Source organism: Rhodanobacter spathiphylli B39 (genome assembly GCF_000264295.1).
GTDB lineage: Bacteria > Pseudomonadota > Gammaproteobacteria > Xanthomonadales > Rhodanobacteraceae > Rhodanobacter > Rhodanobacter spathiphylli.
Genome location: NZ_AJXT01000043.1, coordinates 63,052 through 76,496 on the forward strand (window position 1 = coordinate 63,052; position 13,445 = coordinate 76,496).

A 13,445-nucleotide genomic window follows, 5' to 3' on the forward strand; every position below is an offset into this window, starting at 1 on the left:
TCATGCCTGCTTGCGCTGGACTTGACGCTGGCCAGCCGCTACTCTTGCACCACGCATGGCACCACGGAACCTGCTCGCGCGAGCGACAGCGGCGCGCCTTGGCTTCCATTCGAAGGCTTTCGACTCGACCGGTGAAATGGCGCGATCTGATCCGCCGTCATCGGTCAGGCGCAGCTGATGTGGCTGACAACCCTCAGTTGGCGCGATTGGTCGCTGGCGACCTGCCTGACCGAACCACCAACGCGTGGCTTCATCATGCCCGTCGCGACGAGTGCGTACGCCACGCCTCGATTTGTGTGATTGACGAACGCAGCACCGGGAATGCCGCCTAACCGCCGTGTTCCGAGTACGGACATCCGCATGTCGCGACGGCATGTGAATGACTCCGATCCCGTAGAACGTACTGCCAGCCGCCGAAAGCGGCCCCATGACATGCATTGATGAGCACTGAGCCCGTCGTCGAGCCGCAGAGTCCGGTACCTGCAACGCAGGACGCCTTCGCGTCGGTGCCGCAGCAGCAGGAAATGCCGCTGGCCATCGTGCGCGGCGAGCCGATGCTGCAGATGCCACAGGATCTGTACATCCCGCCGGATGCGCTGGAAGTCATCCTGGAGTCGTTCGAGGGTCCGCTGGATCTGCTGCTGTACCTGATCCGCCGGCAGAACCTGGACATCCTTGACATCCCGGTTGCCGAGATCACCCGGCAGTACATGAGTTACATCGAGCTGATGCGCGATGTCATGCGGCTGGAGCTGGCCGCCGAATACCTGCTGATGGCCGCGATCCTGGCCGAGATCAAGTCGCGGCTGCTGCTGCCGCGACCGCCGACCGAGGAAGGCCTGGAAGAGGATCCCCGCGCCGAACTGGTACGGCGATTGCAGGAGTACGAACGATTCAAGCGGGCCGCCGAGGACATCGAGGCGCTGCCGCGGCAGGAACGCGACAGCGTGGTGGTCCACGCCGACGTGGGTGAGCGCAACGTCATCAAGTTGCCGCCGCCCCTGGAGCTGACCGAGCTGTTGCTGGCACTGAAGGACGTGATGCACCGGGCCGAACTGTTCGGGCACCACGCGATCAAGCGCGAGGCGCTCAGCGTGCGCCAGCGCATGGGCGAACTGCTGAGCCGGCTCGACGACACCAGCTTCCACCGCTTCGAGAGCCTGTTCGACATCAGCGAGGGACGGCTCGGCATCGTGGTGACCTTCCTGGCGATGCTGGAGCTGGCCAAGGAGATGCTGGTCGAGATCGTGCAGGAAGAACCGCTGGCGCCGATCTACGTGAAGGCGAAGACGAGCCACATCGAGGAAGCCGCCGAATTGCCGCTGGATGCAGCACAAGACGGCGAGCCGGCCGTGATCGAGGCATCCGGCGAATGAACGACACCCTTTGAACGACAGCGACCGAAACGGCATCCGACCCAAGGTTATGCAGATCGAGCAACTCAAATCCATCATCGAGGCCGCCCTGCTGGCCTCCACCCAGCCGATGACCGTGCAGCAGCTGGGCGACCTGTTCGTCGAGGCCGACGAGGTCACGCGCGAGCTGATCGCCCGGGCGCTGGAGTCGCTGGCCGGGGACTGTGACGGCCGCGGGGTCGAGCTGAAGGAAGTGGCATCGGGGTTCCGCTACCAGGTGCGCCAGGACGTGCATCCGTGGATCTCGCGGATGTGGACCGAGCGGCCGAGCCGCTACTCGCGTGCGCTGCTGGAAACGCTGGCGCTGATCGCCTACCGCCAGCCGATCACCCGGCCCGAGATCGAGCAGATCCGTGGCGTGGTGGTGTCCTCCAACATCATCAAGACGATGGAGGAGCGCGAGTGGATTCGCGTGGTGGGCTACCGCGACGTGCCCGGCAAGCCGGCGCTGTTCGGCACCACCCGCGCCTTTCTCGACTACTTCAACCTGAAATCGCTGGACCAGTTGCCGCCGCTGTCGGAAATCCGCGACATGGAAGACCCGCAGATGCGCTTCGAGCCTGAACCGCTGCCCGCCCGCGTCGCACGCGATCTGCCGATCGACCCGGACGAAGAAGCTCCGGAAAACAGCAGCCCGGACAACGACGGCGCGATCGACGACGAACACGAACACCCGGTATCCGCCGACGTCGCGGATACCGGCCACAGCGACACCACGGCCGACGCCGATGCGCCGACCACGACACCCGAGGCCGTCGAGCCTGGCCCCGAATCGGGCCCACTTGCCGACCAACCGATTGCCACTGCCGACGAGGCAGCGAACCCCGCCGCGGATGCCGACACCGGCTCCGCCAGCCAAGATACCGAGGAGTACCGCGCATGACTGCGCCGCAAAAATCCGTTTTGTCCCTGAAGCGCGAACCGCGCATCGACACCGACGCACCCGCACTGGAAGAGCGCCTGCACAAGGTGCTGGCGAACGCCGGCCTGGGCTCGCGCCGCATGCTGGAGCAACGCATCCAGTCCGGCGAAGTCGAGCTCAACGGCGCCCCCGCCGAGATCGGCATGAGCGTGAAGGCCGGTGACCGCGTGGTCATGGACGGCAAGCAGTTCGTCGTGGCCACCGACAGCCGCGACGACGCCGAGGTGCTGATCTACCACAAGCCCGAAGGCGTGCTGACCACCCGCGACGATCCCGAAGGCCGCCCCAACGTGTTCGAACAGCTGCCGCGCCTGAAGGGTGCGCGCTGGGTCGCGGTGGGTCGTCTCGACATCAACACCACCGGCCTGCTGCTGCTGACCACCGACGGCGAACTGGCCAACGGACTGATGCATCCCAAGAGCGGCCTCGAGCGCGAATACCTCTGCCGCGTGCATGGTGAAGTGCCCGACGAGATCATCGAGCGGCTGAAGGCCGGCGTGGAGCTGGAAGACGGTCCCGCCCGCTTCGACGAGATCGCGGTGATCAGTCGCGGCGGCAGCCACAGCTGGTTCCGCGTGGTGATCCGCGAAGGCCGCAACCGCGAAGTGCGCCGGCTGTGGGACTCGCAGGGCTTCCTGGTCAGCCGCCTGAAGCGCATCCGCTACGGCAAGATCGAACTGCCGCGCAACCTGCGTCGTGGCGAATGCGAAGCGCTGGACGCCGAAAGCGTCAAGCAGCTGCGCCAGACCACCGGCCTGGGTGCGGCGCAGCCGGTGCTCACGCTGAGTCCGGTGCTGCACCAGCGTCGCGCCAGCCGCAGCGTCACCGAATATCGTCCCGAACGCGGCGCCGGCACGGCCTGGACCGGCGGCCAGGACGAAGCACGCGAACTGCGCGCCTACGACCGCATCCGCGAGGAACCGGTCCGCGGCCGCAAGCCGCCGCGGCGTGACGGCCGGGAAGTGAACGGCAATGTGGCGCGCCCCGAGCGTGGCGCGGGCGGTGGCGCCCGAGGCGGCAAGAGTCGCCGTGTGGCGCCGGGGCAGGAACTGCCCTCGGTGCGCACCTGGTTCGCCGGCGAAAGTCGCGACGGCGGTGCCGGTCGCCCCGGTGCACCGCGCGGCAATGCCGGCGCCCCGGGCAATCGTCGTCCGGCCGGTGGCAAGCCGTTCGGCGCACGTTCCGCGGGTGAAGGCCGCAGCGCAGGCGCTGCCGGTCCGTACAGCGGTTTCGGCGGCGAATCACGGGGCAACAGTGCAGGAGGCAATCGCGCTCCGGGCAATCGTGGTCCGCGTCCGCAGGGACAGGGACAGGCCCAGGGCAACCGTTCGCATGGCAACCAGGCACGCCCGCAAGGACAGGGCGGCAATCGCCCCCAGGGTTCCGGTCGACCGCAGGGTCAGGGCGGCAACCGTCCGCACGGCGGCGCGCGGCCCGCGGGCTCCGGCGGTGGACGTCCGCCAGGCCGCGGCGGCAACCGCTCGGGCAATCGCTGAGGCCTGACCGATGGTGCGGATCTATCACAACAGCCGCTGTTCGAAATCGCGCGCCACGCTGGCGCTGCTGCAGGAACGCGGCGCCGACGTCGAGGTGGTCAACTACCTCGACACGCCGCCGACCGCCGCCGAGCTTTCGACCCTGCTGCAGCAACTGGGGATGACCCCACGCCAGTTGCTGCGCCAGGGCGAGGACGATTACCAGGCGCTGGGTCTGGACCATCCCTCGCTTGACGACCAGGCCCTGATCGCCGCGATGGTCGCGCACCCGAAACTGATCGAGCGACCGATCGTGGTCGCCAACGGCAAGGCGGCGCTCGGCCGTCCGCCCGAGGCCGTGCTGGCGATACTCTGAGCCGTCGCCGACCCATCGAGAAAAGCCGCCTTCGAGGCGGCTTTTTGTTGTCCGGCGAACGACGATGCGGCGCGTCGGTCAACCCGGGTCGAGCGAGAACGCGTCGGCATCCATCCATGCCGGGAAGCGTTCGCGATGGGCCAGCAGCGGTGCCGGGTCCAGCGTGATCGTCACCATCTGCTCCTGCGCACCCAGTTCCACCAGCGGTTCGCCGACCGGATCGAGTACCGCGCTGTCGCCGGCATACGGGATCTCGTTGCCGTCCACGCCGACCCGGTTCACCCCGACCACGTAGCTGAGGTTCTCGATCGCGCGGGCGCGCAGCAAGGTGCGCCACGGCTGCCGGCGCGGTGACGGCCAGTTCGCCACGAACACGGCCAGATCGTAGTCCATGCCGCCGGTAGCGGTCGCCAGCCGGCGGTTGCGCAACCACACCGGGAAACGCAGGTCGTAGCAGACCTGCGGCAGGACGCGCCAACCCTTCAGCTCCACGATCAGCCGCTGGTTGCCGCCGCCGTAGCGGGTATGCTCGCCGGCCATGCGGAACAGGTGGCGCTTGTCGTACTGCTGGAAGCTGCCGTCCGGCTGCATCCACAACAGGCGGTTGTAGACCACGCCATCCTCGCGGATCGCCAGGCTGCCGCAGACCACCGCGCCGACCTCGATCGCCAGCGCGCGCAGCCAGGCCACGCCCTCGCCATCCATGCTGTCGGCACTGGCCTGGATGTCGTTGCTGAAACCGGACAGGAACGTCTCCGGCAGCACGATCAGGTCGCTGCCCCTGGCTTGGCGCACCAGCGTGCCGTAGTAGTCGCGATTGGCCGGCGCGTCGTGCCAGCGGGTGGCGCCCTGCACCAGCGAAACCTGCAGTGGCTGCATGCTCATAGCTTGCACAGGCGCTCCGCCGCCGCTTCCATGGTGGCGTCGCTCTTGGCAAAACACAGGCGCAGCAATCGCGTTCCCGGCGCCTGTTCGTAGAACGGCGTCAGCGGGATCGCCGCCACCCCGCCCTGCTCGACCAGCCAGCGGCTGACGCTGAGGTCGTCCCCGTCGCGGATCGCCGAGTAGTCGACCAGCTGGAAATAGCCGCCCGGCACGTCGAGCAGCTTGAACCGCGACGGCGCCAGCAGTGCACGGAAACGGTCGCGCTTGGCCTGGTAGAACGCCGGCAATTCCAGGTAGTGCTGCGGCGTGCTGGCCATGAATTCGGCGAACGCCACCTGCGCCGGATGGAAGGTGCAGAAGGTGAGGTATTGATGCACCTTGCGGAACTCGGCGGTCAGCGCCGCCGGTGCCACCGCGTAGCCGACCTTCCAGCCGGTGCAGTGATAGGTCTTGCCGAAGGAGGACACCACGAAGCTGCGCTCGGCCAGTTCCGGATGGCGCAGCACGCTTTCGTGCTGGGCGCCGTCGTAGACGATGTGCTCGTAGACCTCGTCGGACAGCACCACGATCGCCGTGTCGCGCACGATCGCGGCCAGCTCGTCCAGGTCCGCGGCCGACAACACCGCACCGGACGGATTGTGCGGGGTGTTGATCAAGATCATGCGGGTCTTCGGCGTCACCGCATCGCGCACGCGCTGCCAGTCGATCGAGAATGCCGGCACGGTCAGCGGGATGTGCACCGCGCGCGCGCCCTGCAGGTCGATCGCCGGCTCGTAGCAGTCGTAGGCCGGATCGAACACGATCACTTCCTCGCCCGCGCGCACCGTGGCGGCGATCGCCGCGAAGATCGCCTCGGTGGCGCCGGAGGTCACCGTGATGTCGGTATCGACGTTGAGCTTTCGGCCGTACAGGCGCTCGGTCTTCAGCGCGATCTGCTCGCGCAGCGCCGCGGTGCCGTGCATCGGCGCGTACTGGTTGCGGCCGTCGTTCATCGCGTGATTCAGCGCGTCGCGCAATGCCTGCGGCGGCTCGAAGTCGGGAAAACCCTGGCCCAGGTTCACCGCCTTGTGCTCCAGCGCGAGCTGGCTCATCACGCTGAAGATGGTGGTGCCGACTTTCGGAAGCTTGGTTTCGATCATTGTCATTCGGCCGTATGGATGTCCATAAAGGTTCAAGCGTAGCGCATCAGGACTTCGGCAGCGCATCCAGCGGGCGCTGCTTGCACTGTTCGTGCTTGAGCAGCGTGGTGACCGGCAGGCGCTCGGCCAGGAAATCCACCAGCGCCCGCACGCCGGGCAGCATGCCGCGCCGGCTGGGGTAGACGAAATGCATGGTGCCCTCGGGCATGCTCCAGTCCGGCAGCACCACTTCGAGATCGCCCGCCGTGATCGCCGGCGCGCAGACGAACTCCGGCAGCAACGCCACGCCCATGCCGCGGCGGGCGGCTTCCAGCAACACGGCGAAATCGCCGGTGATCAGGCGTGCATGCACCTCCACGTTGACCTGGGCGCCGCCCGCGTCGATCAGCTCCCACGTCTGCGCGCCTTCGTGCTCGCGCATCGACAACGCCGGCAGCCGGGCCAGCTCGTCCGGCGAGGTCGGCCGCCCCTGCGCCTTCAGCAATGCCGGACTGGCGACCAGCTTGGTGCGGGAGTTGCCAAAACTGCGCACCACCAGGTTCGCATCCGTATCCAGCTTGTTGCGCACGCGGATCGCCAGGTCGTAGCCCTCGCCGATCACGTCGACCCGCCGATCGCTGGAAAGCAGGCGCACCTGCATCTTCGGATACTGCGCCAGGAATTCGGGCAGCAGGTAGGCCAGCACCGTCTGGGTCAGGGACACCGGGCAACTCAGGCGCACCACGCCACGCGGCTCGGCACGCAACTCGTCCACCGCATCCTGGGCGGCCTGCGCCTCTTCCAGCACGGCGCGGCAGTGCGCGTAGAAGCGCTCGCCCACCTCGGTCACCACGAAGCGCCGGGTGGTCCGCTGGAGCAGACGCACGCCGAGCCGTTCCTCCAGCTGGGCGACCCGCTTGCTGAGACGCGATTTCGGCACACCCAGGGCGCGGCCGGCGGCGGAGAAACCGGCGTGCTCCACCACGGCGGCAAAGAAGTAAAGGTCGTTGAGGTCCTGCAGGGCGCCGCTCAATACGGTCATCGTCGTTTCCATTTGGGGACGATTGATCAGAAAGGTCACATCCACCGTCAGATTGTTCCGAATATAGCCGCTTTGCATCGACGGTCAATCGAGTCGCAGCGGTTTGCTCGCGGTGGAAAAAACGGGCCGGGGCAGACACACTGGGTCTCGCCCATCCGTCATCGGACCCCGCCCATGATCCGTTCGCTCCGCTTCTCCCTGCTGGCCCTGCTGGTGCTGGCACCGGCGGCTTCGGCCGCCGATCTGCTGGTCAGCAACGTCAACGGCTACACCCTCGACAGCCATGGCAGGCTGCAGCACTTCCAGGCCTTGCTGGTGGACCAGGGCAAGGTCGTCGCCACCGGCACCAGCGCCGACCTGATCAAGCGCGCCGGTGGCGCGAAGGTCGTCGACGGCCACGGCAAGACCCTGCTGCCGGGGCTGATCGACGCTCACGGTCACGTGCTCGAACTCGGCTACGCCCGCAACAGCGTGGATCTCAGCACCACGAAATCGCTGGACGAAGCGCTGGCGAAAGTGAAGGCGTACGCGGCGGCCCATCCCGACGCGACCTGGATACGCGGTGGTGGCTGGAACCAGGAAATCTGGAAGCTGGGGCGTTTCCCCACCGCGCAGGAGCTCGACGCCGTGGTGTCCGACCGACCGGTATGGCTGAGCCGCATCGATGGTCACGCTGCATGGGCGAACTCGGCGGCGATCAAGCTGGCCGGCGTCGGCAAGACCACCCGGGAACCCAGTGGCGGACGCATTGAGCGCGACGCCCACGGCAACCCGTCCGGCGTCTTCGTCGATGGCGCCGTGGACCTGGTCAACGCCGTGGTGCCGGCATTGACCCAGCAGGACCGGATCGAGGCGCTGGACACCGCGCTGGCCGAGATGGCCAGCGTCGGGCTTACCGGGATCAGCGATGCAGGCATCGATCTGGAGAACTACCAGCTGTATCGGCAGTACGCCGACGCGCACAAGCTCACCGCGCGCATCTACGCGATGATCCGCGACACCGGCGAGGCCTTCGACGCGATCAGCAAGGACGGCCCGCTGATCAGCTACGGCAACGACTTCCTCACCGTGCGCGCGGTCAAGCTGTTCGCCGACGGCGCGCTGGGCAGCCGCGGCGCGGCGATGCTGAAGCCCTACTCCGACGATCCGCACAACAGCGGCCTGCTGTTCCTGCCGCCGGCGGTGATGACTTCGAAAATCGAGAAGGCCTTCGGCAAGGGCTACCAGGTCGGCATCCATGCCATCGGCGACCACGCCAACCGCGAGGTGCTGGACAGCTTCGCCGCCGCCTACAAGACCCATCCGGAGGCGGTCGCCCTGCGCAACCGCGTCGAACATGCGCAGATCGTTTCGATGCAGGACATCCCGCGCTTCGTGAGCCTGCACCTGATCGCCTCGATGCAGCCCACCCATGCCACCTCGGACATGAACATGGCCGAGGACCGGATCGGCCACGAGCGCATCAAGGGTGCCTATGCCTGGCAGAGTTTCCTCAAGCAGGGCACCGTGATCGCCGCCGGCTCGGACTTCCCGGTGGAATCGCCCGATCCGTTCTACGGGTTGTATTCGGCGGTGACCCGCGAAGACCATCAGGGTCAGCCCCCGGGTGGCTGGTACCCGCAGCAGGACCTGAGCCTGACCGAGGCCTTGCGTGCATTCACCCTGGACGCGGCCTACGCCGAGCATGCCGAGAAAACCCTGGGCACGCTGGAACCGGGCAAGTGGGCCGACTTCATCCTGATCGATCACGACGTGATGAAGGATCCTTCCAGCAAGATCTGGAACACGAAAGTGTTGCAGACCTGGGTCGGCGGCAAGCAGGTCTACGTCGCCAGGGACTGACCACCGGCCCGCAAGGGCCGGCATCCGTGTCGGCCCTTGCCGTGGTGGCGCTCAGATCGTCGAGGTCTTGCCGCCATCCATCGGGATGATGGCGCCGGTGACATAACTGGCCCGCACCGAGGCGAGGAAAACCGCGACGTCGGCAATCTCGGCGGGCTCGGCCATGCGCCCCAGTGGAATGCCGGCCAGCTGACTGGCCAGCACCGCCTCGCGCGCTTGCCCGCTGGCCCGCACCGCAGCCGCCAGTCCTTCGTCAACGCGACCGGTACGGGTTATGCCCGGGTTGATGGCATTCACCCGCACGCCCTTGGCCGCGTAGGCATTGGCATAGCCCACTGTGGCCAGCATCAGGGCGGCATTCGCCGAACCGCCACCGATGTGCTGCGGATTGGCCTGGCGGCCACCCTGCCCGATCACGTTGACGATGCTTCCCGTGCCGCGCGCCGCCATCGCACGAATCACCGGATCGATCGCGTGCATGTAGCTGAGGTACTTCGCCTGCATCGCCGCGAGCACGGCGGTCGCGTCCAGTTCGTCCGGCGGCGTGCGCCGGGCGGCGCCCGCGCAATTGACCAGTACGTCGATGGGCCCGTGGTCGTTGACGATGCGTTCCATCACCAGTTGCGCCGCCACGCTGTCCTTGAGATCCGCCGGGTCGACATCCATGGCCAGGCCCAGCGACGCCAGTTGCTCCTGCGCGACACGCAGGTTGGCCGGATCGCGGGAAACGCCGATCACGCTGGCGCCTTCGCGGGCGAAGGCGATCGCACAGGCCAGCCCGATGCCCTTGCTCGCGCCGGTGACGACGACGATGCGACCAGCCAGTTCAAGCTCCACGTCCACCTCCGGATTGAAGCCAGGTATTGAAGCACGAAGCCGGCGCAGCGCGGGCCAACGGCGCAACCGCCTCCGCCGGATGGACGTGACGTCCCGCCCGGACGCCAAGGGGGACCCCTGCCATCAGTCATGTTGCCAATTCGGCTTCAGCCTATTGACCGTCCGAAAGTCGGTGTTATAGTTCACTACAACACCACCCAACGAGGTCACCAAGGAGGCCCGTCATGAAAGCGCACAACCTGATCGCCAGCGCCGCCGCCGTCCTGCTCACCGTCGCGAGCCTGAGCGTCGTCAACTACAACGTCGACAGCCAGCCGGCCGCAGCTGCCCAGCAGGGCGCCGCCCGCGTCACCAACCTGGCACCGGTCCAGGTTCGCCCCAGCGCGGCGGAAATGCGCAGCGCGGCCCTGCTGCCCGGCAACGACACCGCCGCCATCGGCACGATGTCGGTACTGGGCAACCTGGGCGAGTCTGGCACCTCGGGGCAGTTCAGCCTGCTCGGGTCGCAACTGGCCATGCCCTACTATTCGTTCGGCAACAAATTCGGTCGCATCAGCAAGGAATAAGACATGACCATTACCTGGAACGACAGCGTCCCGATCTATCGCCAACTGCACCAGCGTGTCGTGGCGATGATCCTGGACGGCGCCTTGAACGAGGGCGACCCGCTGCCGTCGGTACGCCAGGTGGCAGCGGAGTATCAGATCAATCCGCTGACGGTATCCAAGGCATACCAGGAACTGGTCGACGAACAACTGGTTGAGAAACGGAGGGGCTTGGGCATGTTCGTCATTGAAGGCGCTCGCGAGGCGCTGCTGAAATCGGAACGCGAGCGCTTCCTGCGCGAAGAGTGGCCGGCGCTGTTTGCTCGGCTGCAGCGGATGGGGCTGGATCTCAAGACACTGCTGCGCGAAGCCGCCACGGACAAGGAGGAAGGATCATGAGCGCGGTAATCACGGCCAACGGCCTGACCAAGCGTTACAAGTCGGCGCTGGCGCTGGACAACACCAGCTTCCAGATCGAGCCCGGCCGCATCGTGGGCCTGATCGGTCCCAACGGTGCCGGCAAGACCACCGCGCTGAAGGCGATCCTGGGATTGACCGATTTCAGCGGCGAGCTGAACGTGCTGGGTTTCGACCCGCGCAAGCAACGCGACAAGCTGATGGGCGAGGTCTGCTTCATCGCCGACGTGGCCGTGCTGCCGCGCTGGATCAAGGTGAGCCAGGCGATCGACTTCGTCGCCAACGTGCATCCGCGCTTCGACCGCAAGAAGTGCGAGGCCTTTCTGGCCCGCACCAAGCTGCAGCCCGACCAGCGCGTGCGGCAGATGTCCAAGGGCATGATCGTGCAGCTGCACCTGGCCCTGGTGATGGCGATCGACGCCCGCCTGCTGATCCTGGACGAACCGACCCTGGGCCTGGACATCCTCTATCGCAAGCAGTTCTACCAGAACCTGCTGGAAGACTACTTCGACGAGAACAAGACGATCATCGTCACCACCCACCAGGTCGAGGAAGTCGAACACATCCTCACCGACCTGATGTTCATCCGCGACGGCAGGATCGTGCTGGATGCGGACATGGACGCAGTGGGCGAACGCTTCATCGAGGTGATGGTGGGCGCCGACAAGGCCGACGCGGCCCGGGCATTGAAGCCCATCGACGAACGCCAGGTCTTCGGCAAGAGCATTTTTCTGTTTGACGGCGCGAACCGCGCGGTGCTGGAACAGCTGGGCGAAACCCGCCGGCCGTCCATCAGCGACCTGTTCGTCGCCACCATGAAGGGAACCTACGCATGAAAACCTTCTACTGGCTGGTAAAGCGCGAATTCTGGGAACACCGGGGCGGCTTCTTCTGGGCGCCGGTCATCACCGGCGGCATCTTCCTGCTGCTGAACATCATGGGCATCATCACCGCCGAGGTGCTCGGCGCCCGCCAGGGCATCAGCTTCGGCGCCAGCGGCGGACTGCGCAAGGTCATCGAGGGCATGGACGCCGGCGACATGAGCAAGGTCGGATTCGCCCTGGACATCGCGATGTACTCGGCAATGGGATTGCTGATCGTGGTGCTCGGCTTCGTGGTGTTCTTCTACTGCCTCGGCGCGCTGTACGACGACCGCCGCGACCGCAGCATCCTGTTCTGGAAATCGCTGCCGATCTCCGACGCCAGCACCGTGTTGTCCAAGGTCGTCAGCGCCACCGTCGTCGCCCCCATCGTGGCCGTGATCGTGGGCATCATCGTGGGCATGCTGCAACTGCTGATCGTGGCGATCACGCTGTCCTTCCACGGCGTCAACGTGTGGCAACTGCTGGTACTGGCGCACCCGTTCAAGGTGATGTTCAACCTGATCGGCTACATCCCGCTGTATGTGTTGTGGGCTGCGCCGGCGGTGGGCTGGTTGCTGATCTGTTCGGCCTGGGCACGCAGCAAGCCGTTCCTGTGGGCGGTGGCACTGCCGGTCGGCGCCGGTCTGCTGGTGAGCTGGTTCGGCATCATGGGCCTGTTCAACCTGCCGGCCACCTGGTTCTGGAAGAACATCGTGCAGCGCGCCCTGTTCAGCGTGTTCCCCGGCACCGGCAGCATCTTCAGCGCGGACAGCGACAACATGGTCAGCCACGTCACCGGCAACGGCAGCGACGTCCTGGACCTGGTCAACACCTGGCACCTGGCAGCCTCGCCGAACCTGTGGATCGGTGTGGTGATCGGCGCCGCCCTGCTGGCCGGTGCGACCTGGTTCCGCCGCTGGCGCGACGACAGCTGAACATCCGAACGAATCACAAGGGAGAACACACGATGAAAAGCCATCTCTTCGCCAGCGGCATCCTCGCATCGGCCCTGCTGCTGCCACTGGCCGCCTGCAGCCACTCGGACCAGGATGCCCCGGCAGCAAGGCAGGCCAGCACCCAGACCTCGTCCTCGTCGATCGCCGCCAAGGTCCGTGAGGGCATCGAGCAGGCCAAGCAGGAACTGGCCACCAAGGACATCAGCATCGGCGACGTCCACTTCAACACGGAACCGGGCGTCCACCGCGACTCCTCCCTGCCCAAGGCGGCGATCACCCCGCAAGGCAACCTGGTGATCGCGGGCAAGCCGATCGATGCCACGCCGGAGCAGCACGTCATGCTGGTCGACTACCGACAGCAGGTCCTCGGCATCGCCGAGGCCGGCATGGACATCGGTGCACAGGGCGCGGACATCGGCGTCACGGCGGCGAAGCAGGCCATCTGGGGTGCGCTCAGCGGCAAGGACGACAAGGAGATCGAGGCGAGCATCAAGCCGCAGACCGACAAGATCCAGGCCGCCGCCATGGCCCTGTGCAAGCGGCTGCCGGACCTGCTGGCCTCGCAGCAGAAACTCGCCGCGGCCATGCCGGCGTTCAGGCCGTACGCCACGATGACGCAAAAGGACATCGACGACTGCGGCAAGGAGATGACCGACAAGGATGGCAAGAAGGGCTTTGCCGTGTTCTCCGACTGAGCGGCCCAGGCTCCGCCAGCCGCCCCGGCGACTGGCGGAGCTGCCATCGGACGATCA

The 13,445-nt window shown here is 66.6% G+C and carries 14 protein-coding genes; 10 read left to right on the plus strand and 4 right to left on the minus strand.

What is annotated here, in order from left to right; all coding sequences use genetic code 11:
* The first annotated feature begins 440 nt into the window (after nt 1-440).
* From UU7_RS13185 to arsC, 4 genes are read left to right on the plus strand one after another with little or no spacing between them, the layout of a single operon-like run.
* Nucleotides 441-1,376, plus strand: a complete 936-nt coding sequence (locus tag UU7_RS13185; RefSeq protein ID WP_007809063.1) for a segregation and condensation protein A — start codon at nt 441-443, stop codon at nt 1,374-1,376.
* Nucleotides 1,377-1,425: 49 nt separating this feature from the next.
* Nucleotides 1,426-2,298, plus strand: a complete 873-nt coding sequence (scpB, locus tag UU7_RS13190) for an SMC-Scp complex subunit ScpB (protein WP_007809065.1) — start codon at nt 1,426-1,428, stop codon at nt 2,296-2,298.
* Nucleotides 2,295-3,833 (plus strand): pseudouridine synthase, encoded by a 1,539-nt coding sequence (locus UU7_RS13195; RefSeq protein WP_007809066.1) that lies wholly within the window; start codon nt 2,295-2,297, stop codon nt 3,831-3,833. Before scpB ends, UU7_RS13195 begins: the two co-directional genes overlap by 4 nt.
* A gap of 10 nt (nt 3,834-3,843) precedes the next feature.
* Nucleotides 3,844-4,188, plus strand: coding sequence for an arsenate reductase (glutaredoxin) (gene arsC, locus UU7_RS13200; protein ID WP_007809068.1), 345 nt, complete (start codon nt 3,844-3,846; stop codon nt 4,186-4,188).
* 78 nt (nt 4,189-4,266) lie between these two features.
* Here arsC and UU7_RS13205 read toward each other — a convergent pair whose 3' ends face one another.
* From UU7_RS13205 to UU7_RS13215, 3 genes are read right to left on the minus strand one after another with little or no spacing between them, the layout of a single operon-like run.
* Nucleotides 4,267-5,067, minus strand: coding sequence for an amidohydrolase (locus UU7_RS13205; protein WP_193385080.1), 801 nt, complete (start codon nt 5,065-5,067; stop codon nt 4,267-4,269).
* A 2-nt stretch (nt 5,068-5,069) separates the two neighbouring features.
* Entirely contained in the window at nt 5,070-6,212 is a 1,143-nt protein-coding gene (locus UU7_RS13210; protein ID WP_007809072.1) for a pyridoxal phosphate-dependent aminotransferase, read from the minus strand.
* Between the two features lie 46 nt (nt 6,213-6,258).
* The gene (locus tag UU7_RS13215) at nt 6,259-7,233 is read right to left on the minus strand and encodes a LysR substrate-binding domain-containing protein (RefSeq protein ID WP_040673457.1); all 975 of its coding nucleotides are present in this window, start codon (nt 7,231-7,233) and stop codon (nt 6,259-6,261) included.
* A 174-nt stretch (nt 7,234-7,407) separates the two neighbouring features.
* Between UU7_RS13215 and UU7_RS13220 the strand changes: the two genes are divergently transcribed.
* A complete protein-coding gene (locus UU7_RS13220) occupies nt 7,408-9,075 on the plus strand; it encodes an amidohydrolase (RefSeq protein ID WP_007809076.1) in 1,668 nt (555 codons plus the stop codon).
* Nucleotides 9,076-9,126: 51 nt separating this feature from the next.
* Here the strand turns inward: UU7_RS13220 and UU7_RS13225 are convergent, their stop codons facing one another.
* Nucleotides 9,127-9,912 (minus strand): SDR family NAD(P)-dependent oxidoreductase, encoded by a 786-nt coding sequence (locus tag UU7_RS13225; RefSeq protein ID WP_040673459.1) that lies wholly within the window; start codon nt 9,910-9,912, stop codon nt 9,127-9,129.
* 224 nt (nt 9,913-10,136) lie between these two features.
* On the opposite strand from UU7_RS13225, the gene UU7_RS13230 reads away from it, so the two are divergent.
* From UU7_RS13230 to UU7_RS13250, 5 genes are read left to right on the plus strand one after another with little or no spacing between them, the layout of a single operon-like run.
* Nucleotides 10,137-10,478: a hypothetical protein gene (locus UU7_RS13230; RefSeq protein WP_007809079.1), complete on the plus strand. Its 342-nt coding sequence runs from the start codon at nt 10,137-10,139 to the stop codon at nt 10,476-10,478.
* Between the two features lie 3 nt (nt 10,479-10,481).
* A complete protein-coding gene (locus UU7_RS13235; RefSeq protein ID WP_007809080.1) occupies nt 10,482-10,856 on the plus strand; it encodes a GntR family transcriptional regulator in 375 nt (124 codons plus the stop codon).
* Nucleotides 10,853-11,710, plus strand: coding sequence for an ABC transporter ATP-binding protein (locus UU7_RS13240; RefSeq protein ID WP_007809082.1), 858 nt, complete (start codon nt 10,853-10,855; stop codon nt 11,708-11,710). Before UU7_RS13235 ends, UU7_RS13240 begins: the two co-directional genes overlap by 4 nt.
* Complete coding sequence (locus UU7_RS13245; protein ID WP_007809084.1) at nt 11,707-12,672, plus strand: hypothetical protein; 966 nt, start codon at nt 11,707-11,709, stop codon at nt 12,670-12,672. Before UU7_RS13240 ends, UU7_RS13245 begins: the two co-directional genes overlap by 4 nt.
* Nucleotides 12,673-12,704: 32 nt before the next feature.
* On the plus strand, nt 12,705-13,388 hold the full coding sequence (locus UU7_RS13250) for a YggN family protein (protein WP_007809086.1): 684 nt from the start codon (nt 12,705-12,707) through the stop codon (nt 13,386-13,388).
* The last annotated feature ends 57 nt before the right edge of the window (nt 13,389-13,445 follow it).

Bases quoted from the DNA above. Each gene is read 5' to 3' on its own strand.
- UU7_RS13195 (WP_007809066.1), top strand. From the start codon at position 2,295: ATGACTGCGCCGCAAAAATCCGTTTTGTCCCTGAAGCGCGAACCGCGC.
- arsC (WP_007809068.1), top strand. From the start codon at position 3,844: ATGGTGCGGATCTATCACAACAGCCGCTGTTCGAAATCGCGCGCCACG.
- UU7_RS13250 (WP_007809086.1), top strand. From the start codon at position 12,705: ATGAAAAGCCATCTCTTCGCCAGCGGCATCCTCGCATCGGCCCTGCTG.
- UU7_RS13230 (WP_007809079.1), top strand. From the start codon at position 10,137: ATGAAAGCGCACAACCTGATCGCCAGCGCCGCCGCCGTCCTGCTCACC.
- scpB (WP_007809065.1), top strand. From the start codon at position 1,426: ATGCAGATCGAGCAACTCAAATCCATCATCGAGGCCGCCCTGCTGGCC.
- UU7_RS13245 (WP_007809084.1), top strand. From the start codon at position 11,707: ATGAAAACCTTCTACTGGCTGGTAAAGCGCGAATTCTGGGAACACCGG.
- UU7_RS13240 (WP_007809082.1), top strand. From the start codon at position 10,853: ATGAGCGCGGTAATCACGGCCAACGGCCTGACCAAGCGTTACAAGTCG.
- UU7_RS13205 (WP_193385080.1), bottom strand. From the start codon at position 5,067: ATGCAGCCACTGCAGGTTTCGCTGGTGCAGGGCGCCACCCGCTGGCAC.
- UU7_RS13185 (WP_007809063.1), top strand. From the start codon at position 441: ATGAGCACTGAGCCCGTCGTCGAGCCGCAGAGTCCGGTACCTGCAACG.
- UU7_RS13210 (WP_007809072.1), bottom strand. From the start codon at position 6,212: ATGATCGAAACCAAGCTTCCGAAAGTCGGCACCACCATCTTCAGCGTG.
- UU7_RS13215 (WP_040673457.1), bottom strand. From the start codon at position 7,233: ATGACCGTATTGAGCGGCGCCCTGCAGGACCTCAACGACCTTTACTTC.
- UU7_RS13220 (WP_007809076.1), top strand. From the start codon at position 7,408: ATGATCCGTTCGCTCCGCTTCTCCCTGCTGGCCCTGCTGGTGCTGGCA.
- UU7_RS13235 (WP_007809080.1), top strand. From the start codon at position 10,482: ATGACCATTACCTGGAACGACAGCGTCCCGATCTATCGCCAACTGCAC.